Source organism: Pseudomonas sp. GW460-LB5 (genome assembly GCF_059423245.1).
The window spans coordinates 317014-335807 of the sequence record NZ_JBWKXT010000002.1 but is presented as its reverse complement, the minus strand read 5'-3'; the positions used below and the strand labels follow the sequence as shown (position 1 = coordinate 335807).

At 58.5% G+C, this 18794-nt stretch carries 17 protein-coding genes and 2 pseudogenes; 12 read left to right on the top strand and 7 right to left on the bottom strand.

What is annotated here, in order from left to right; translation table 11 throughout:
• Positions 1 to 342 precede the first annotated feature (342 nt).
• From AC07XM_RS03670 to AC07XM_RS03660, 3 genes and pseudogenes are all read left to right on the top strand, one after another.
• The gene (locus tag AC07XM_RS03670; RefSeq protein ID WP_016486368.1) at positions 343 to 1557 is read left to right on the top strand and encodes a zinc-dependent alcohol dehydrogenase; all 1215 of its coding nucleotides are present in this window, start codon (positions 343 to 345) and stop codon (positions 1555 to 1557) included.
• 19 nt (positions 1558 to 1576) lie between these two features.
• Entirely contained in the window at positions 1577 to 2902 is a 1326-nt protein-coding gene (locus tag AC07XM_RS03665) for an SDR family oxidoreductase (RefSeq protein WP_016486367.1), read from the top strand.
• A gap of 401 nt (positions 2903 to 3303) precedes the next feature.
• A pseudogene (locus tag AC07XM_RS03660) lies at positions 3304 to 3498 on the top strand (con-10 family general stress protein); the annotation flags it as partial.
• Between the two features lie 59 nt (positions 3499 to 3557).
• Here AC07XM_RS03660 and AC07XM_RS03655 read toward each other — a convergent pair.
• On the bottom strand, positions 3558 to 4901 hold the full coding sequence (locus AC07XM_RS03655; RefSeq protein WP_016486365.1) for a cation:proton antiporter: 1344 nt from the start codon (positions 4899 to 4901) through the stop codon (positions 3558 to 3560).
• A gap of 164 nt (positions 4902 to 5065) precedes the next feature.
• Here AC07XM_RS03655 and AC07XM_RS03650 point away from each other — a divergent pair, with 164 nt between their 5' ends.
• A complete protein-coding gene (locus tag AC07XM_RS03650) occupies positions 5066 to 5482 on the top strand; it encodes a low affinity iron permease family protein (RefSeq protein ID WP_016486364.1) in 417 nt (138 codons plus the stop codon).
• A 65-nt stretch (positions 5483 to 5547) separates the two neighbouring features.
• Here AC07XM_RS03650 and AC07XM_RS03645 read toward each other — a convergent pair.
• The 3 genes and pseudogenes from AC07XM_RS03645 to AC07XM_RS03635 all read right to left on the bottom strand — a co-directional run bounded on the left by AC07XM_RS03645 (position 5548) and on the right by AC07XM_RS03635 (position 6736).
• Positions 5548 to 5772, bottom strand: a pseudogene (locus AC07XM_RS03645) (DUF2188 domain-containing protein).
• 16 nt (positions 5773 to 5788) lie between these two features.
• Complete coding sequence (locus AC07XM_RS03640) at positions 5789 to 5947, bottom strand: hypothetical protein (protein ID WP_016486362.1); 159 nt, start codon at positions 5945 to 5947, stop codon at positions 5789 to 5791.
• Between the two features lie 264 nt (positions 5948 to 6211).
• A complete protein-coding gene (locus tag AC07XM_RS03635; RefSeq protein ID WP_016486361.1) occupies positions 6212 to 6736 on the bottom strand; it encodes a hypothetical protein in 525 nt (174 codons plus the stop codon).
• A gap of 196 nt (positions 6737 to 6932) precedes the next feature.
• Here AC07XM_RS03635 and AC07XM_RS03630 point away from each other — a divergent pair, with 196 nt between their 5' ends.
• Positions 6933 to 7790, top strand: coding sequence for a glucose 1-dehydrogenase (locus AC07XM_RS03630; protein ID WP_016486360.1), 858 nt, complete (start codon positions 6933 to 6935; stop codon positions 7788 to 7790).
• A 52-nt stretch (positions 7791 to 7842) separates the two neighbouring features.
• Here AC07XM_RS03630 and AC07XM_RS03625 read toward each other — a convergent pair whose 3' ends face one another.
• Entirely contained in the window at positions 7843 to 8004 is a 162-nt protein-coding gene (locus tag AC07XM_RS03625; protein WP_016486359.1) for a hypothetical protein, read from the bottom strand.
• A 153-nt stretch (positions 8005 to 8157) separates the two neighbouring features.
• On the opposite strand from AC07XM_RS03625, the gene AC07XM_RS03620 reads away from it, so the two are divergent.
• The 4 genes from AC07XM_RS03620 to AC07XM_RS03605 all read left to right on the top strand — a co-directional run bounded on the left by AC07XM_RS03620 (position 8158) and on the right by AC07XM_RS03605 (position 11567).
• A complete protein-coding gene (locus AC07XM_RS03620; protein WP_054888265.1) occupies positions 8158 to 8661 on the top strand; it encodes a CinA family protein in 504 nt (167 codons plus the stop codon).
• 11 nt (positions 8662 to 8672) lie between these two features.
• A complete protein-coding gene (locus AC07XM_RS03615) occupies positions 8673 to 9179 on the top strand; it encodes a hypothetical protein (protein WP_024717777.1) in 507 nt (168 codons plus the stop codon).
• Positions 9180 to 9188: 9 nt separating this feature from the next.
• A complete protein-coding gene (locus AC07XM_RS03610; RefSeq protein WP_054888264.1) occupies positions 9189 to 9632 on the top strand; it encodes a DUF421 domain-containing protein in 444 nt (147 codons plus the stop codon).
• A 180-nt stretch (positions 9633 to 9812) separates the two neighbouring features.
• Positions 9813 to 11567, top strand: a complete 1755-nt coding sequence (locus AC07XM_RS03605; RefSeq protein ID WP_102688889.1) for a glycoside hydrolase family 15 protein — start codon at positions 9813 to 9815, stop codon at positions 11565 to 11567.
• A gap of 181 nt (positions 11568 to 11748) precedes the next feature.
• On the opposite strand, the gene AC07XM_RS03600 is transcribed toward AC07XM_RS03605, so the two are convergent.
• On the bottom strand, positions 11749 to 12888 hold the full coding sequence (locus AC07XM_RS03600) for a glutathione-independent formaldehyde dehydrogenase (RefSeq protein WP_102688888.1): 1140 nt from the start codon (positions 12886 to 12888) through the stop codon (positions 11749 to 11751).
• 383 nt (positions 12889 to 13271) lie between these two features.
• Between AC07XM_RS03600 and AC07XM_RS03595 the strand changes: the two genes are divergently transcribed.
• From AC07XM_RS03595 to AC07XM_RS03585, 3 genes are all read left to right on the top strand, one after another.
• Positions 13272 to 14213 carry a chromate resistance protein ChrB domain-containing protein gene (locus AC07XM_RS03595; protein ID WP_145914299.1) on the top strand — a complete coding sequence of 314 codons (942 nt, stop codon included), beginning with the start codon at positions 13272 to 13274 and terminating at the stop codon, positions 14211 to 14213.
• Entirely contained in the window at positions 14206 to 15576 is a 1371-nt protein-coding gene (gene chrA, locus AC07XM_RS03590) for a chromate efflux transporter (RefSeq protein WP_102688887.1), read from the top strand. Before AC07XM_RS03595 ends, chrA begins: the two co-directional genes overlap by 8 nt.
• 140 nt (positions 15577 to 15716) lie before the next feature.
• Positions 15717 to 18266 carry a bifunctional diguanylate cyclase/phosphodiesterase gene (locus tag AC07XM_RS03585; protein ID WP_102688886.1) on the top strand — a complete coding sequence of 850 codons (2550 nt, stop codon included), beginning with the start codon at positions 15717 to 15719 and terminating at the stop codon, positions 18264 to 18266.
• Here the strand turns inward: AC07XM_RS03585 and AC07XM_RS03580 are convergent.
• The gene (locus AC07XM_RS03580; protein WP_080641019.1) at positions 18255 to 18584 is read right to left on the bottom strand and encodes a hypothetical protein; all 330 of its coding nucleotides are present in this window, start codon (positions 18582 to 18584) and stop codon (positions 18255 to 18257) included. The two genes, AC07XM_RS03585 and AC07XM_RS03580, sit on opposite strands and share 12 nt — an antisense overlap.
• Positions 18585 to 18794 lie beyond the last annotated feature (210 nt).

Genomic DNA, 18794 nt, shown 5'->3' with positions numbered 1-18794 from the left:
GCCCCCAACGTGGGCACTCAAATGTAAAAGTGCGAGATCGCCCACCTGACCCACCTTCTCTGAATATTATGTACCTGCTCAAGCACGTCAGGTCGTGAGGCAGCGAACACCATGAATGCCAACATCCTGTCGTCCATCGCCACGCCCCTCGTTTGAACGGCCTGGCTCTTCTGGCACGGGCTCAGATCGTTCGATAGCGGTGGGATCAGGAAGGGTTAGCTTGAAATGGTAGGGTCGAGAATGAGTTTTAAGTACCACTGGACTTGTTGGTCTGAACTTTGCCATCTGTCATGGCTTCCCCTGCATACCTATCACGGAAAAACGACTGCAGGAGCTGACCTTATGCGAGCATTGACCTACCACGGAGCACACGACGTCAGGGTCGATAACGTCCCCGATCCCATCATTGAGCAGGAAGACGACATCATCCTCAGGGTCACCGCCACAGCCATTTGCGGCTCTGACCTGCACCTCTACCGAGGCAAAATTCCAGAAACCGAAGCGGGCGATATCTTCGGCCATGAGTTCATGGGCATCGTCGAAGATACCGGCAGTGCCGTCACCAATCTGCAGATCGGCGACCGCGTAGTGATTCCCTTCGTGATCGCTTGCGGCAGCTGTTTCTTCTGCCAGCACGACCTGTTCGCTGCCTGTGAAACCACCAACACAGGCCGTGGCGCGATCATCAACAAGAAGGGCATTCCCCCAGGCGCAGCGCTGTTCGGGTACAGCCATCTCTATGGCGGTATTCCTGGTGGCCAGGCTGACTACGTCAGGGTTCCCAAGGGCAACGTCGGCCCGTTCAAAGTGCCCACCGAGCTGGGCGATGACAAGGTACTGTTCCTCTCGGATATTCTTCCAACCGCTTGGCAGGCGGTCATCAATGCCGAGATTGGCCAGGGTTCATCGGTAGCCATCTACGGCGCCGGGCCAGTCGGCTTGCTGAGCGCCGCCTGTGCGCGAATGCTCGGGGCTCAGACCATCTTCATGGTCGATGACAACGATTACCGCCTGGCCTACGCCCGAGAGGCCTACGGCGTCATACCGATCAACTTCGAGCAGGACGACGACCCCGCAGACAGCATCATCCGCCAGACGCCAGGCATGCGCGGCGTCGATGCAGTGATCGATGCGGTCGGTTTCGAGGCCAAAGGCAGCACTGCCGAAACGGTGATGACGGCGCTGAAGATCGAAGGCAGCAGTGGCAAGGCGCTGCGCCAGAGCATTGCTGCAGTGCGTCGCGGCGGCGTTGTCAGTGTCCCGGGGGTGTACGCCGGCTTCATCCACGCCTTCATGTTCGGCGATGCCTTCGACAAGGGACTCACCTTCAAAATGGGCCAGACCCATGTCCAGAAATACTTGCCCGAACTGCTGCAGCACATCGAAGCAGGGCGCCTGAAACCAGAGCTGATCGTCACCCACCGCCTGGCCCTCGAAGAAGCGGCCATGGGCTACAAGATGTTCGATCAGAAAGAGGATAACTGCCGCAAGGTGATCCTGGTGCCAGGCGCGGCAGCGGGCACCTTGGGCCCTTCCGACGAGCACAGCAAAGGCTGACCCTACAGGAGGCTGTCAGATGATCGATCAAGCGACAGGCATGAAATCCGGCGAACGCTATCGCGTGGAAAACGTGGAGCGGGCACATCAGTTTCCAGGCTTCTTTCAAGACGGGAAGTATTACCTCGGCCCTGAGCTTCTCACCGCCGTGGGCTGGCTCGAAGGTACGCGCTTCATCTACGACAGCCTGGATGCCGCAGGTGAGCCCGTATTTCCAAACCGGGAGGCAGGCACGATCGAAGGGCTGACATTGACCCTGGTCGATGGTACCTCCCTTGAGCTCTCGCAGATCGAGGCCAGCGACACCATTGCCCACCTTGACCCCGCCGCTTCGGGTGCGGAACGAGAAGCACCTGACCGTGGCGCTACGCTCAAAGGGCCTCTGGGCGGCAAGGTTGTGGTCATCACCGGCGCATCCAGCGGTATAGGCCGGGCCGCCGCGCATGCCTTTGCGTGCAAAGGTGCTCGCCTGGTACTCGCAGCACGCGACGAAGAGGCGTTGTTCGACGTCCTGGATGAATGCACCGATTGTGGTACGGATGCCATAGCTATCATGACCGATGTCACCCACAGCGATCAGGTTCAAGCGCTGGCTGCTCAGGCCGCAGACTTTGGCCATGGACGAATCGATATCTGGGTCAACAATGCCGGGGTCGGCGCGGTCGGCAAGTTTGAAGAAACGCCGTTGGAGGCACACGAGCAGGTCATCCAGACAGATCTGATCGGATATCTGCGAGGCGCCTACGTCGCCCTTCCCTTCTTCAAGGCACAGGGCAGCGGCATTCTCATCAACACGCTGTCGCTGGGCAGCTGGATGGCCCAACCCTATGCCGCCGCTTATTCGGCGAGCAAGTTCGGCTTGCGTGGACTGACCGAGGCATTGCGAGGCGAGTTGACTGAATATCCCGACATCCATGTCTGCGATATCTATCCAGCAGTCATGGACACACCAGGCTTCCGAGACGGCGGCAACTACACCGGACATACACTGAGACCGCCAGGCCCCGTATACGATCCCGAGAGGGTGGCAAAGGCTATGGTGGCCTGCGCAATCTCGCCTCGGGCTCACACCACCGTTGGCGCCGCAGCGCGCATCGCGCATTTGGCCAGCTACCTGATACCAGGGCTGCCTCTGTTGTCAGGGAAGCTGACGCGCTGGGGGATAAATCGCAGCCCCACAGCCGAAGCATCATCAGGCAACCTTTTTGAGCCTCCAAGTGGCAGGAGGGGTATCGTCGGAGGCTGGAGGGAGGCAAACGACAAGACGCCGCTGCTGATCGGCGCAGCGGCACTGGGAATCCTTGTGGGTTATACACTCACACACTCACGACGCAGGGATAGCTAGCGGGAGCTCTACTTACAGAGGAATGAGCGTGGTTTCATTGCGAAATCACGTTCGATCCCTACTCTGCTGACGAGCTCGTGCGATTAACCGGGTGATAGCCTTCCCCTGCTACCGCTCTCAGGGATTCAGTATAGCGTGTCAGCGGCGTCGATGCGCCCAGAAGGTCGCTTAACCACGCCGGCCTGGCTGGAAGGTCGGCGCCAAGCTTGATCCTTCCCAAATGTTCGCGAGCAAAGCTTAATGACGCCACACACACTTGCACCGGTTCTTTCGCGCAACCCGTCGGCCTCGGCGAAAAAACACGAAGTAAACACCCCGCGCCCTGACGTCCGAGTTGAACACAGACTTTCCTGTGTGACGACATGAGGTGAAAGATCATGGCTAACAACCAAACCAACCGTGGCAATCAAGGTGGTACTGCTCAGAACAATCCTGGCAATTTTGCCAATGATCGCGAGAAAGCGTCAGAGGCAGGTCGCAAAGGCGGGCAGAGTTCAGGCGGCAATTTTGCCAACGACCGTGAGCGTGCCTCCGAGGCAGGCCGTAAAGGCGGGCAAAACAGCCACGGCGGCGGACGCGGTAGCGAAAATCGCTAACTGCGGGTGATACAGTGCCAGGGCAATAGCTGCCCTGGCACTTTTCTGTTGAACAGCCATCAGGAAACCCTCTCCTTCCACGCTTCGTATCTGGCAAGGAGCGGCTGGACACTCAACCCATGCAGCAGAATGCTCAACGCCACCACTGACAGCACCAGGTTGATGCTCTGCTCGGCCAAGGTGGGAAGCAGCCCATGATTGAGGGCATAGAACAAGTAATAGAAGCTGCCGATACCTCGAATGCCAAACCACCCTAAAAGCCCGCGCTGGCGGATATCCAGCATTCCTCGAGCCGGGAACAGCAGGATGCTGATGGGGCGAATGACAAAAAACAAAGCGCTGGCAACCAGCACTGCCCGCCAGTCCCAATGCTCAATGAGCACTACCCCGAGCAGGGTCACCAGAAACACTTCCATTGCCCGTTCGATCATGCTTCCGAAAGCCAGCATGTCACCCAACATGATCCCCGCTGCTACCTGCGAGTCGTCGAGCCCTTTCACATCGCCTTTGACGGCTAGCTCCGGCGCCACGTGCTGGTGACCAACCACAGGCTGTACCAGATGTTCAGCAGCCGGCCCTTCTGGGCTATTGGCGGTCTTGACCTCCGCCTGCCGTAAACCGAGGCCCGCAGCGAACACCGCGAGGAACCCATAGGCCTGTATCGACTCGGCGCTCACGTACGTCAACGCAATCAGGGCAAGGGCCAGATAGTCATCGGGCGAGACAGTGCTGTCGTCGTTGCGCAGACGCAAGAACAGCGTGAGTTTGCCCAGGCCGCGCCCCATCCAGTAGCCAAGCAAGAGGCCTGCGGTTACTGCCCACAGCATGTCCTTGAGCAACCAGTCACTGAACCAAGGCTGGCCATTGTCCAGTTGCAGGAACAGTCCAAGCATGACGAAGGGAAACGCCACGCCGTCGTTGAGCCCTGCCTCACCCGACAAGCTGAAGCGGACAAGATCATCGTCCTGGGCATCAACCACCTGCACCAGGGTTGCGAGCACGGGGTCAGTGGGTGCGAGTATCGCCCCGATCAATAGCGAGACTCCCCACCCCAAGCTGAGGCCGTAATGCAGCACCAGCGTTACCCCACCGATGCAGATCAACATCACCGGCCCCGCTAGAAAAAAGGCGCTGCACCAACGGCGGTTGTGCAAGGGCAGGCGCAATTTCAAGCCACTGAAGAACAGCGAGAACAACACCGCGACCTCTGTGAGGTGCTCCATCCACCCGCTCGACTTGCTCAAGTCCAGTTGAAGAAAACCCAGCCCCGATGTACCCAGCCCGATACCCAGGGCAAGGCACACTACGGATGAGGTCACAGGGATCCAGCGCAAATAGGAGGATGAGAGTGCGAGCAGCAGCAAGACTGCGCCCAGCATGGCGAACCAGACGATGAAGGTCATGTGCGCAGAAGCCTTGGGAAGATTTCGAGTATTTTTTTGACGTTCCAGGACGCCACGTCGTTCCGCTGCGCTTAGTGGTTAACCCGATACCTGGGGTAAATGTAAAAAAAGATTTCAGCGCGCCGCTGCGGTCAAACCCTATAGATCGCAATGGAGATGACGTCATGAAATTCGCCCAGTTCTGCCAATGGCTCGCCAACCACGCCGGTAAGCCGAGCACCTTTTTGATCGCCGTGGTGTTGATTGCCATGTGGGCTGCCTCTGGGCCCTGGTTTCACTACAACGATACCTGGCAACTGATCGTCAACACGTCGACCACCATCATCACATTCCTGATGGTTTTCCTGATTCAGAACACCCAGAACCGGGATAACGACATCATCCACGTGAAGCTCGCCGAACTGATCCGCGCTACAAAATCTGCGGAGCAGTCAGTATTGGATCTCGAAGCGCTCGATAACCGGGAAATCCATCAACTTCGTAAGGCGTATCAGGCGATGGGCAGCGAATGCGCTCCTCACCACCAGGCTCCTCGTGAGAAGCGTGATGATGAAGCTGCTCGAGATAACCAGCAGCGCTAGCCACCATCTAAACACGCCCTGGGCATCTGTGACCTCAATGCCGAGGTCACAGGCAGTTATAGTCTTCAACCTTTGCTACGGCGCGGGTCAGCTGAACGTGGGTAGGTGCGTTCCTCCTCGAGCGTGCCGTCCGCCTTGTGAATCTACACGGACGCCGCCTTGCCCTCGAAGAAATCTGCCAGGACACTGACGAGCTCCTGCTTCGTGGCGGCTCGTTTCGAGGCTCGCTCAGCACCGGCTTTCTTCAATTCCCAGCCATCCGAAGTCGGGCTGAGGTGATAATTGTCCATCGGCTGGTTCTCCTCTCTAAAGGGATTGGCCATCGTCCTGAATGTCTTCTTCAGCCTCCGCTGCATCCGTGGCATCAGCGTCATTCAGTGGCGGCGACGTGGGCTTTTCCGGATCGTTGATGAAGGGTACGTCGCTTGGGCCTTTCTCTTCAGAGCCTTCGGTTTTAGGCTGCATGGCAACACCTCCAGCACGTTGATGGAATGCAGGTCTCAGGCCCCTTAGGTAGCACCGACCACCAGAATTCCCTCCCTGGTCATGCGTTATTGAGCAAACCAGGGAACAAATAATTCCATCGAAATGGCAGGTGGTAAGCCACTGCGTATAGACGGCGCGCCGGGGCTATTCGTCCTGCCCGCCACGGCCCACGGGCATTGAGGAGCTCGGTCAGTAATCCCTCAGTCTTCAAAACGTTATCTCCATGTTTTCACGCAAACGTGTTCAGGCCAGCTGGATGTATACCGAGTAGCTACCCAATAGCACCCAGAACACCAGAAAGATCCACGGCGTCCGTAGCGAGAACAGCAATGACTTTCGATGCCCGGCACGCGAGGTTTCCGCCTCGCAGAACAGCGGCGATTCGTCGTAAGCCAGTCCCATCAATGGCTCGCTGCGCAGCAAATGACTTTGTTTGAGCTGCCAGTGATCGATGATGTTGTACGCCGCGCGGATGCCAGGCCAGGCGTTGAGCGAGCTCAATACCCCGAGCAAGGCAAGGAACGCCGGTACGATCAGGGTGAACATCTCGCCCCATCCTTGATTGAGGTTGCCCATGGAGGAGACGAAGGCGATGACCAGGAATGACTGCGCCGCCAGGTAGGCGTCCGTGCGGTTGGCGAGGATGCTGGTTTCGTACTGGATTTCCCGCCGGTAAAAATCCAGACGCTCCTTGGGAGAGCCAAACATCCTGGCATTGTGTTCGCTGATCTCGTGCTCAGGGGTCGTAGGGGTAATGATTCGAGGCACTCGCTGCTCCGGGAGTAGGGCTCCGAGCTACGGGATGAGCCTGGAGCTGAATTCGGTAGAACAGGCGATGGGGCATGGAATTCAATTGAATTGATAGCCCGCACCGCTCGTCGTACCAACCGCAGATTGAAACCAACACACACAGGCCAGGCCTTTCGAACCGGTATGAACGTTCTCAACTGCAGGAGCTTTTACCATGCGAGACTTCCCTACCCCGCCCTTCCCTTCACAGCCACAAAATGTCCCCGGCTCACAGCGCAAGATGGAGCCCTACCCGGATTGTGGTGAGCAGTCGTATACCGGCCACAATCGACTCGAAGGCAAGATTGCACTCATCACCGGAGCCGACAGCGGCATCGGGCGGGCAGTAGCGATTGCCTACGCCCGTGAAGGAGCCGACGTCGCCATCGCTTATCTGAATGAGCATGACGACGCGCAAGAAACCGCACGCTGCGTCGAGGCCGCAGGCCGTCAATGCCTTCTGTTGCCCGGAGACCTGGCGCATAAACAGCACTGCTACGACATCGTTGAAAAGACCGTCAGCCAGTTCGGGCGTATCGACATCCTGGTCAACAACGCGGCGTTCCAGATGTCCCACGAGACCCTGGAGGAAATTGACGATGACGAATGGGTCAAGACCTTCGATACCAACATCACCGCCATCTTCCGTATTTGCCAGGCGGCACTGCCTTCCATGCCCAAGGGCAGTTCGATCATCAACACGAGCTCGGTCAATTCCGACGATCCATCCCCCAGCCTGCTTGCCTATGCCACGACCAAGGGGGCCATTGCCAACTTCACTGCGGGCCTTGCTCAGCTGCTAGGCAAGAAAGGTATTCGGGTCAACAGCGTCGCGCCAGGCCCTATCTGGACGCCTTTGATTCCGGCCACCATGCCGGACGAGGCCGTCAAGAACTTTGGTTCCAGCTACCCGATGGGGCGCCCCGGTCAACCGGTGGAGGTCGCGCCGATCTACGTGCTGCTGGGCTCCGACGAGGCCAGTTACATCAGTGGCTCACGTTACGCAGTGACGGGTGGCAAACCGATCCTCTAGCCAAAAGAGGCTCGCCGTGCTGGCGAGCCTCACCCCCTTTAGCGTGGCAGTTTCAGCGTTTGTGCTGATCGTGATCACGGGCCGTTTTTTGCGCTGTCGAGTCATGGGATGTGCCGGTGGACCCATCCGGACGATGGGCATCGTTATCTCGCTCCTCTTCGCCGGGCGGCCTCGTCTGCGCGGCGTCCTCTTGCCTGTTGCTCTGTTTCTTCATCTTGCGCTCCTGTCCTTTGCCTTTGAACAAGGGAAGCCAAAGCACGGGCAAAGTTCATGTCAGGTTCACTTCTCGAGATAGCCGGGCAGTAGATGAGATGAACCAAACACACCAGGATCGCGTCCACCGCAAAACAAGCGAGTCGACGCTGGAATGGAAAACGACCCTGTACTGGCCACTCTCGGCTATCTCAAAAACAACAAACTGGTTCTGAGCACAGCAGAATCATGCACTGCAGGCTGCCTTGTGGCGTTGTTGGCGGCGATACCGGGTACCGGAGAGGTGCTGGAAAGCGGCTATGTCGTCTACTCGCCCAGCGCCAAGAAACGCCTGCTGGGGGTCAGCGCCGAAACCATCGAGCGATACGGCCTGACCAGCGAAGCAGTAGCCCGGGAAATGGCCTTGGGCGCCTTGCGAGACAGCGATGCCAATGTGGTGATCGCCACCACCGGGGTAGCCGGGCCGGCGCCCGAGTCCGGGATACCACCGGGGACGATGTGCTTTGCGTGGGCTTTTGCCGGCGACCCCGTTGCCGTTTTCACGCGCACTCAACGTTTCTTCGGCGAGCGGTCTGAGGTCATGCGCCAAGGCGCGCTGTTCGGGTTGACCCGGCTTTCCCACTATCACCAGCGCTGGTTACGCGGCGAGCGCGCCTGAGGGCTGTGATCATGTCGGAAGATGAACTGCTATCCAGGCGTCATCCTGTTCAAGAAGACATGCCGATGCAGCAGCGTGTCTGGCGCTTCGAGCGCGTGGGATGGTATGTGCTTGTGGCCATCGTACTGCTTGCCTTGGCAGGCCTGTTCGGTAATGGCCCGTTGAGCGATGCCGAGGTGGTCAGCCAGGATGGCCGGGTACGGGTTGAGTATCAACGCCTCAGCCGAAGCGGCACGACAGACAGCCTTTTCATCACCGTTCAGGGTATTCCTGGTCAGCCGGTGGAGCTGCAACTCGAGGGATCATTGCTCCGTGACGCCAGCATCGAGACGTTACAACCGGAGCCGCAACGTTCGATGTCGCATGGCCAGGCCATGCTGTTCCAGCTGGGTACCAAGCACGATGGGGTCGCCACCCTGTACCTGACCCTACGAAGTGAGCACGTGGGGACTCTGGAGTGCAGCGTCAAGGCTGGCCCTGAAAGCGCCGTTCACTTCTCCACATTCCTTTACCCCTAGGAGTGCGTCATGGACTCGATCCTCCGCGCAGCCGGAATGTACGTCGCCCTCATGCTGCTGTTTCGCGTGGCCGGGCGGCGCTCGCTGGCCGATTTGACGACCTTCGACTTCGTGTTGTTGCTGATCATCGGGGAAGCCACCCAGCAGGCGCTTCTGGGTGACGATTTTTCATTCACCAATGCCATGCTGGTGATTGCCACGCTGATCGTTCTGGACGTCGGCCTTTCACTCGCGAAGCTGAACTCCAGGCCCTTGGCCAGGTTTCTGGATGGGCACGCTACCTTGGTTGTCGAGAATGGGCGCTTTCTGCATCACCGCATGCGTCGGGCACGCCTCACGGAGGACGATATCCTTGAATCAGCGCGGGACAGCCAAGGCATCGAGAGGATTGAGCAGGTGAAGTTCGCTATCGTCGAACGCAACGGAAAGATTTCGATCATTCCTGCCGAGTAAGGCACGGGGCCGCTCCTCGCTCATCCCGAATTGCCCCCGATTGCTCAGTACTCAATTCAGACGAACCAGACGCCAGGTAGCCATGTCGGAAGCAGAACACATGATCTGGTAGGCATACCGATGGAAAGAGAACCGGCAGAAGTCCAACAGGGCAAACCTCAGCGAGATGAGGGTGGATGGTTGCCCCTGGAGCAGTATGGTGCGCTCGGGGATGGACGTTCCGTGGCACTGATTGGACTGGACGGTTCCATCGACTGGTGGTGTGTGCCGCACATGGATTCACCCCCCCTGTTCGACAAGTTGCTGGCCCCTCAGACTGGAGGCTTCTTTGCCATCACCCCTAGCGAGCCATTCGTTGCTGAGCGCCGCTACCTGGCAGACAGCAACGTTCTTGAGACAATTTTCATTACCCGTCAGGGTCGTGCCCGGCTGACGGAATCCTTGAACAGTGGCCCTGCTGGACGCCTGCCTTGGGCCGAACTTGCCAGACGCATCGAAGGTATCGAGGGTAAAGTCGATTTCGTGATAGCTATCGACTTCGGAACCCAGGCCGACACGGTAAGCCCCTACGTGGCGCCGAATGACAATGCCTGCGTTTTTCATGCGGGCCGAATACTCGGCATGTTCCTGCACGACCATCATGTGCACATCGAACGCAAAGACGACATGGGCGTCCGTGCTGTCCTTAGCCTTGCAGCAGGACAACGCTCAGTGGTCGCAATCATCGCAGGACGAGATGAGCCCTTGGTGGTACCCCCATTGGCCCTGATCGATGAACGCATCGACGGCTCGCATCGGGAGTGGTGCCAATGGTCGAAGGGGTTGGTCTATGACGGCCCGTACCAGACCCAAGTAGTCCGCAATACGCTGGCCCTCAAGCTTCTGCTGTCCTCTCCAAGTGGGTCGATCATGGCGGCAGCGACCTCATCCCTTCCCGAACGGATTGGCGGCAGCAAGAACTACGATTACCGCTTCGCCTGGAAACGCGATGCCGGCTACACCATCGAAGCGTTTCTGGGTATCGGCGCGCAGCCGGAAGCCAAAGCTGCGTTCACTTGGCTACTGCGCCGGTTGGATGAACATGGGCCACGGGTGTTTTATACCCTGGACGGTGCTATCGGTGATTGCGTGCGCCCCGTCGATCTGCCTGGCTACAAGAACTCCCCGCCAGTCGTCGGCAATGATGCCCGCGACCAACTCCAACACGGCGTCTTCGGCGATATCTTCGAAACAGCGCGCTGCTTCATCGACAGCGGCAACATTCTTGATTCTCCGAGCGCAATGCTCCTCTCAGACCTTGCCGACCAATGCGCCGGCTGTTGGCGTCAGCAGGACGCCGGTATCTGGGAGTTACCGGAAAAGCAGCACTACACGATGTCCAAGATCAGTTGCTGGCAAGCCTTGAGCCGGGCCATCGAACTGGCAGATGGTGGCCACCTTCCCACCACCTGCCGGGAACGCTGGGATCGCGAGCGGCAGCGCATCCAGGCATGGATCGAGGCGCACTGCTGGAGCGAAGAACGCCAGGCGTACCTGTTCTATCCAGACAGCGACCGACTTGACGCTTCACTGGCACTGGCTGTCAGGTTCGGTTACCCCAGTAAAGAACGTATGGGCAGCACACTGGAAGCCATTGATCATGATCTTAGGGCCGGAGCTTTCCATTATCGCTACACCGATGCAGAGGAAGAGGAAGGTTGCTTCCTGGCCTGCACATTCTGGTTGATCGAAGCCTGGGCCATTCTGGGTAACCAGGATCGCGCCGTAGCCGCCTATGCAGATGCTTTGAAAGGGCTATCACACGGGGTAGGCATCTACTCGGAGATGATCGATGCGCAGACTGGGCAATATCTGGGCAACCTTCCGCAGGGCCTGACTCACCTGGCAGCCCTCAAGGCTGCAATGGCTATCGGGGGCTGCCATCCTGAACGATGACGCCAGACATCATCTGCGTTGAACCGTCTCGCTTGCGCCATGAATCTGCGAGGATGGCGGAAGAACACACAACTGGAAATTGCCGGGTGATAACGCACTGACAAGCCGGTGAGGGTTGCTTCTAATACATGCAGGTTGCCCTTCTCACCAAACTTCCGTCCTTGGAAGCAGTGAGAGCGGATCACGCCGCAGGCTTGAGCACCACTTTCGTCCAGCCATCATCCCGCGCATCGAAGTGCTTGTAGGCATCTGGGCCTTCAGCAAGCTTCAAACGATGAGAGATAATCTGGGAAGGCTTGGCACGCCCATGCTGGATGAGCTCTGCAAGACGACGGTTGTAGGCCTTCACGTTCGCCTGACCTGTGCGGATCTGCTGGCCCTTGAACCAGAACGCACCGAAATCGAAGGCCATCTTGCCCTCTTTCGCCAAGTCGTTCTTCGCACCAGGGTCTTCAGGCACGAACACGCCTACTACGCCAATGCCACCGGTAGCCTTGGTGGAAGCGACCAGGTTGTTCATGGTGAGGTAGTTCGCTTCATGGCCATGCTTGTCGCAGCACTGGTAGCCCACGCACTCACAGCCCCGGTCGGTGCCTTTGCCGTGGGTAAGGTTCATGATCTCTTCGACTGCTTTTTGCTCGACTGCATTGATTGGGGTTGCCCCCAGCTGCGCGGCAAGTTGCAGCCGATCCGGTTGGTTGTCGATGACGAACACCTGAGACGCGCCTTTGATGATTGCCGAATGGGCCGCCATCAGGCCGACAGGCCCCGCGCCGTAAATCGCAATGCTCTCACCCGGAAGCAGGCCGGCCAGTTCTGTTGCATGCCAACCGGTGGGAAAAATATCCGAGAGCATGACGTAGTCGTCTTCACGCTCCTGGGCGTCCTCCGGCAGTATCAAGCAGTTGAAGTCCGCATAAGGCACACGCAGCAGCTCAGCCTGCCCGCCCTGATAAGGGCCCATGTCGGCAAAACCGTAAGCGGCGCCCGCAGCACCAGGGTTCGCTGTAAGGCAAAACCCAGGGAGGCCTTTTTCACAGTTCTCACAGAACCCACAGCCGATATTGAAAGGTAGGCAGACCCGATCACCGACCTTGACCCGGTCGACCCCTGCCCCAACCTCGATGACCTCACCGAGATTTTCGTGGCCAAACACTCTCCCGGCTTCAAATGAGGTGCGGCCTTCGTACATGTGCAAATCAGAACCGCAGATGTTGGTCGTCGTGATGCGTACCAGCACATCCGTAGGCTTTTCGATTTTTGCGTCCGGCACATCCTTGACCGCTACGTCACGTGGGCCGTTGTACACGATTGCTTTCATGTTGAACTCCCTGAAAGTGAGGGGCGACAGAAAAGTTGCCCTACCCTGTTCAGGCGTTCACTCAGGTTTGAGTGTTCAATGCGTCACGTCTTGAGCCGGATCAGTGGCGCTAATCAACGTTGCTACGGGCGTTGCAAACACGCTTAGACTGTCAAGCCCAGAGGCAGGACAGCCTCGCAACCTCACCCCACGCCGGTCGGGCCATCGAGAACTTGCCTCACCCTGCGCGCAAGCAATGAACACGTGCGGGCGCTTGCGGCCGATGAGCGCGTCACGCGCATTCATGAAGATATTGACCAACGCCACTTCCGCCTGTGTTGGATTGCTTTTCTGTGGGTCTTGCATAATGTAAATAGATAAACATTTTATGTTGAGATCTCTACATGCTTGATTGGTCGCTTTTGATCCTTGGTTTGCCCACGGCGAACGCTACCGAGCGAATGCGCGCTTGGAGAACCCTGAAGGCCTCTGGTGCGGCAGTTTTACGGGATGGCGTATACCTGCTGCCTGAAAAAAGCGTGGGCCGTGAAGCGTTTCAAGCCGTGCAGCGAGATGTGCTGGCCATCAACGGCACGGCATTTCTGCTGTCGCTGTCTGAGCGCGAGGAGCGTTTCAGCGGGCTATTCGACAGAAGCGATGAGTACGAAAAGCTGCTGGAGGAAATTGCAGGCTGGCGGGCTGACCTGTCCCCGGATAATGCACTGCAGATAGCCCGGCAGGTGCGCAAGCTCAGGAAGGCTTTCGGTCAGTTGGCGGCGATCGACTTCTTCCCAGGCGTGCTCAAGGCACAAGCCGATTTGGCCCTGCAGGCGCTTGAGACCTCGATTAGCCGTGCACTGTCCCCCGATGAGCCGAGGGCACACGATGAGGCCATCAGCCAGCTGGAACGCAGCGAATACCAAGGTCGCCGATGGGCAACGCGAAAGCGCCCATGGGTAGACCGGTTGGCATGTGCCTGGCTGATCCGTCGCTTCATCGATCCCGACGCCCGATTCATTTGGCTGGACAGTCCAGGTGACTGCCCAAGCGATGCGCTCGGCTTCGATTTTGATGGGGCCATGTTCAGCCACGTCGGCCACCGTGTTTCCTTCGAAACCCTCATTGAGAGCTTTGCCGTTCAGCAGCCAGGCTTGGCACGCCTGGCAGGTGTTATCCACTACCTGGATGTTGGGGGATACCAACCTTCCGAAGCACCCGGTATCGAGCGTGTCCTCGCCGGCCTGAGAGAGAGCATTGGCGATGACGATCAACTGACAATGGTCGCCGGAGGCATCTTTGATGGCCTGCTGACGGCTTTCGCGATTGAGGAAACCCCAAATGGCTGAGACCACCTCTGCAGTGAGCAAGCAGCCGCCATCGCAAGCGACTCTGCAGCCGATTAGCCTCTATGAAGCCTTCCTGTTCTGGCTCAAATTGGGCTTCATCAGTTTTGGCGGGCCCGCCGGGCAGATCTCGATCATGCACCAGGAGCTGGTTGAGCGCCGGCGGTGGATCAGCGAGAAGCGGTTTCTGCACGCGCTGAACTGCTGCATGTTGCTGCCTGGCCCTGAAGCTCAGCAGCTGGCCACTTACATCGGCTGGCTGATGCACCGCACATGGGGCGGGGTAATTGCCGGCGCGTTGTTCGTGCTACCTTCGCTGTTCATCCTGATCGGTTTGTCGTGGGTCTACGTCGCTTTTGGCGAAGTACCGGTAGTCGCAGGGATTTTCTATGGCATCAAGCCGGCGGTGACGGCGATTGTCCTCCACGCAGCCCACCGGATTGGCTCGCGAGCCCTGAAGAATGCTTGGCTGTGGGCCATGGCCGGCGCCTCGTTCGTGGCGATCTTCGCCCTCAACGTGCCGTTCCCGCTGATCGTGCTGGTGGCTGCCATCATCGGCTACGTGGGTGGTCGCTTCGCCCCAGGCAAATTCGTGATCGGTGGCGGTCATGGGGGCGCGAAGAACAGCTATGGCCCTGCCCTGATCGATGACGATACCCCAACACCCGAACATGCCCGTTTCAGCTTGAGGCATCTGGTATGCCTGCTGCTGATAGGTGCTGGGCTCTGGGTCCTGCCCCTGGGACTTCTGTCACTGTCGTTTGGCTGGGACGGCACCCTGACGCAGATGGGCTGGTTCTTCACGAAGGCCGCACTGATGACTTTTGGCGGTGCATATGCGGTATTGCCCTATGTCTACCAAGGCGCTGTAGGGCACTACGGGTGGCTGACACCCACCCAGATGATCGATGGTCTCGCCTTGGGAGAAACCACACCGGGGCCACTGATCATGGTGGTCGCCTTCGTCGGCTTCGTCGGTGGCTACGTCAATCCGATGTTCGGGAGCGAACACCCATTCCTTGCTGGCGCCGTCGCGGCGAGCCTCGTCACCTGGTTCACCTTTTTGCCGTCTTTCTTGTTCATTCTCATCGGTGGGCCATTGGTAGAGTCGACCCACAACGCGATCAAATTTACCGCACCGCTGACAGGGATCACGGCCGCAGTAGTGGGCGTGATCCTGAACCTCGCCCTGTTCTTCGGCTACCACGTGCTCTGGCCGAAAGGCTTTGGTGGAGCGCTTGACTGGCCATGCGCGGCTATTGCGGCTGCAGCTGCGATTGCTTTGTTCCGCTTCAAGCGGGGCGTGATCGAAGTGCTGTTCGCTTGCGCCCTGGCCGGCCTGGCAGTTCACCTGTGGCGGGCATGAAACCAGTGGATGTGCCAAGCAATGCTGCCAGTGTCGGTCGATCAACCACGCCTTTCGCCCACCACCGGTCGTCAGCGCCATTGACCTCCAAGCCGGCTCCCCGGTCAACCCTTGGAGACCTCGACCGCGACGGTGAACCAATGGACGTGCTTGCTGACAATGAAATGTCGACCCGTAGTCATGTGGTGGGGCAACTCATCCTGGTGTTCTCCCTGATCTTGTTGTTAGCCCTGTTGCTGGGGCTGTTTTCCCTCTACCGCCTCGCCGAGGCGCTCGATGTTCAACAAATGGAGCAAAGCCGTTTCCATGCTGATTCGGCCATCAACCAACTGCAGAGGAACGACAGGACGTTTCTGCTGACCCACGCCGATTGGCAGGCCGCCTACGATCACCTGGGGAGACAGGTCGACGCGCATTGGGCATACATCGAGGATAATGTAGGAGCCACGCTCTTCACCTCCGATGGGTACGAGGGGGTATACGTGCTCGATGATGACGGTACCCGGTACGCCATGCTGGAAGGTCAGCTCAGCGAGCGGGGGCTTGAGCAGCTAACCGACAGTACTGGCAAGATCTTGCACCTTGCTCGCCAAGCCGCGCAGCATGACCAGGCGACTTCGGGATACATCATGTTTCGTGGCCTGCCATCGTTGTACAGCGCTGCACTGATACGTCCACAGGCCCAACCCCACCACCTGCCGGAACCTACGGCGGTGATGGTATTCATTCGTGTTCTTTCGCCTAAGCTGCTGTGGGAACTGGGCAAGTCGGCGGGGTTGTCCGGCGTGGCTGTAAGCGATTCGACCGAGCAGCGTAAAGGGCGCGGTGCTCTTGCACTCGAAGGCATCGGTCGCGCCCTTACCTGGGATTTACCGCAGCCTGGTTCCCAATTGATCAAGACAGTCATCACGCCCCTCGCTATCGCTGTGCTCCTGATTGCGCTGACCATTGCCTTGTTTGCACGCTATGCGATGCGGGCCAGCACCAGGATCGATCGTAGCCACCGTGCGCTTGAGATCTCCAGAGCTGCCCTGCAATCGAGTGAAGAACGCTTCAAGGCCGTGGCCGAAGCCGCGTCGGACTGGATCTGGGAAACCGATGTGCTCCTGAGACTAACCTACCTGTCGGACCGGTTTAGCGAACTGACCGGGCATCCTGTCGACGTATGGCGACAGCGCCCGATTACCGAGCTGCTGTCGTGTGATACCAGCCATCTCCAGACCTGGCTTCATAGTCTGGCTGCGACAGGCTCTTCCGGTACCCTACGCTGCCAGTACCAGGATCATCTTGGCCAACAGCGTATTTGCACAATCGCTTCCCGCGCAATCGTGGATCAGAGCGTCTGTACCGGATTTCGTGGCACTTGCAGCGACATCACCGACGAAGTAGCCGCACATGCCCACATTCAGCACCTCTCCTTGCACGACGCCCTTACCGGGCTGCCGAATCGCAACAAGCTGTTCCGGTTCCTCGAACAAACCATTACCGGCACTGGCCCCCTCCAGGTAGCACTGCTGATACTGGATCTTGATAATTTCAAGCCGATCAACGACAGCCTGGGGCATCCGGCCGGCGATGCGGTGTTGCTCGAGGTGGCCGGCCGCCTAAGTCAGGTTACTCGCGAGAGTGACCTTGTCGCCCGCCTGGGAGGCGACGAGTTCATCGTCGTAGTGACACGGCCAGGGGATCACAAGGACATGGACCGATTCTGCATCCGCTTGATCGAAGCAATCAGGCGACCCATGCAAGTCGAGGGGCATAGTGTTCAAGTGGGTGTGAGTCTTGGTGTCGTGATGTCGGCCGAGTATCCCGGTACGCCAACCGATTTGATCCGCTACGCTGACGTGGCCCTTTACAGCGCCAAGCAGGCGGGCAAAAACACCTGGCGCTTTTTTTCGGCGCAACTGAATGCAGCATTGATGGACAAGCGTGTGCTGGAAAGCGAACTACGCGACGGCATACCAAGTGGCGAGCTTGTGCTGCATTTCCAGCCGCGCTTCAAGGTCGACGGGGTCTCGCTCGCCTCGGCTGAGGCCCTCGTGAGGTGGCAACACCCACGCCTGGGTCTGCTGCGCCCGGATCGGTTCATCCCGCTGGCCGAAGAGTCAGACCTGATCGTGTTGCTTGGCAACTGGGTGTTGCAGGAAGCCTGCGATAAAGCCCGCGGCTGGCCGCAGGCAGTGATGGTGTCGGTAAACATGTCGCCGGCCCAGTTCAGCCGCAGCGATGTCGTTCGCGACGTCGGAGACGCATTGCGCACCACCGGCCTGCCGGCCCATCGCCTGGAACTGGAAATTACTGAAAACGTCATGCTCAACGACGTTGAAGGCGCTCTGCATACCATGCAGGCACTGAAGGAGCTAGGCGTGCGCCTGAACATGGACGACTTCGGGACCGGTTACTCCTCTCTGGGTTACCTACGTACCTACCCGTTCGACAGCATCAAGATCGACAAGCGCTTCGTGCAGCATCTGGGCAAGAGCGGCAGTGACCGTAGCGTGGTCCAGGCCATCATCAATCTTGGCAACGCAATGGGTATGACGGTAACTGCCGAAGGTGTCGAGACCGCTGAGCAACTGGCCCTCCTTAGCGATGACCAATGCCATGAAGTGCAAGGTTTCCTGCTCAGCAAACCGCTGGAAAACGAAGCGCTGATAGGGATGATGAGAGAGCAGTTATCATACCCCTGATTCAGGGTCGCTAGCCGGTACTCCAGGGGAGCGCTGGTTTTCCTTGTCATTGCCAAGGCCGGGACTGGAACCCGGACCATCAGGTTTGGGCGGGTCGTCAGGTATCTGAGCCCCTTCGTTCAGTTGAGCATCCCGGGGCATACCCAATCCACTGTTCGCACCGCCAGGATCTGGATGCTCACTGGATACTGAGTTGTTTGCATCCACGTCGTCCATCTGTTCTTCGATGGGTGACTCATCATCTGGCGGCAGTGGTACCTCAACCGCTTTGGTCCCGGGACCGAGGGATGGTTCATCTTCGTTTGCATCAATGTCCATGTCCTTTCTCCGTTCAGAGGCAGATGGTATCTGCACCTAAACGTGAGAAGCGGGCGTGGCTCACGGGTGCCCGCGGCCAGACAAGTGGCATTTGTCCATCCGTTTTGCACCTTCCGTCGCGCTGAGGGCACCCTTCGGTATACGGCAGGCCGAACACTGGGTGAACAACCAGAAACGGAGTTTCACCATGAACGCAGAAAAAACATACGC

Excerpts from the sequence above, each read along its gene's own strand:
- AC07XM_RS03610 (WP_054888264.1), top strand. The coding sequence starts at position 9,189 with ATGGACTCGATCCTCCGCGCAGCCGGAATGTACGTCGCCCTCATGCTG.
- AC07XM_RS03580 (WP_080641019.1), bottom strand. The coding sequence starts at position 18,584 with ATGGACATTGATGCAAACGAAGATGAACCATCCCTCGGTCCCGGGACC.
- AC07XM_RS03620 (WP_054888265.1), top strand. The coding sequence starts at position 8,158 with ATGGAAAACGACCCTGTACTGGCCACTCTCGGCTATCTCAAAAACAAC.
- AC07XM_RS03670 (WP_016486368.1), top strand. The coding sequence starts at position 343 with ATGCGAGCATTGACCTACCACGGAGCACACGACGTCAGGGTCGATAAC.
- AC07XM_RS03630 (WP_016486360.1), top strand. The coding sequence starts at position 6,933 with ATGCGAGACTTCCCTACCCCGCCCTTCCCTTCACAGCCACAAAATGTC.
- AC07XM_RS03655 (WP_016486365.1), bottom strand. The coding sequence starts at position 4,901 with ATGACCTTCATCGTCTGGTTCGCCATGCTGGGCGCAGTCTTGCTGCTG.
- chrA (WP_102688887.1), top strand. The coding sequence starts at position 14,206 with ATGGCTGAGACCACCTCTGCAGTGAGCAAGCAGCCGCCATCGCAAGCG.
- AC07XM_RS03640 (WP_016486362.1), bottom strand. The coding sequence starts at position 5,947 with ATGCAGCCTAAAACCGAAGGCTCTGAAGAGAAAGGCCCAAGCGACGTA.
- AC07XM_RS03615 (WP_024717777.1), top strand. The coding sequence starts at position 8,673 with ATGTCGGAAGATGAACTGCTATCCAGGCGTCATCCTGTTCAAGAAGAC.
- AC07XM_RS03595 (WP_145914299.1), top strand. The coding sequence starts at position 13,272 with ATGCTTGATTGGTCGCTTTTGATCCTTGGTTTGCCCACGGCGAACGCT.
- AC07XM_RS03585 (WP_102688886.1), top strand. The coding sequence starts at position 15,717 with ATGGACGTGCTTGCTGACAATGAAATGTCGACCCGTAGTCATGTGGTG.
- AC07XM_RS03665 (WP_016486367.1), top strand. The coding sequence starts at position 1,577 with ATGATCGATCAAGCGACAGGCATGAAATCCGGCGAACGCTATCGCGTG.
- AC07XM_RS03650 (WP_016486364.1), top strand. The coding sequence starts at position 5,066 with ATGAAATTCGCCCAGTTCTGCCAATGGCTCGCCAACCACGCCGGTAAG.
- AC07XM_RS03625 (WP_016486359.1), bottom strand. The coding sequence starts at position 8,004 with ATGAAGAAACAGAGCAACAGGCAAGAGGACGCCGCGCAGACGAGGCCG.
- AC07XM_RS03600 (WP_102688888.1), bottom strand. The coding sequence starts at position 12,888 with ATGAAAGCAATCGTGTACAACGGCCCACGTGACGTAGCGGTCAAGGAT.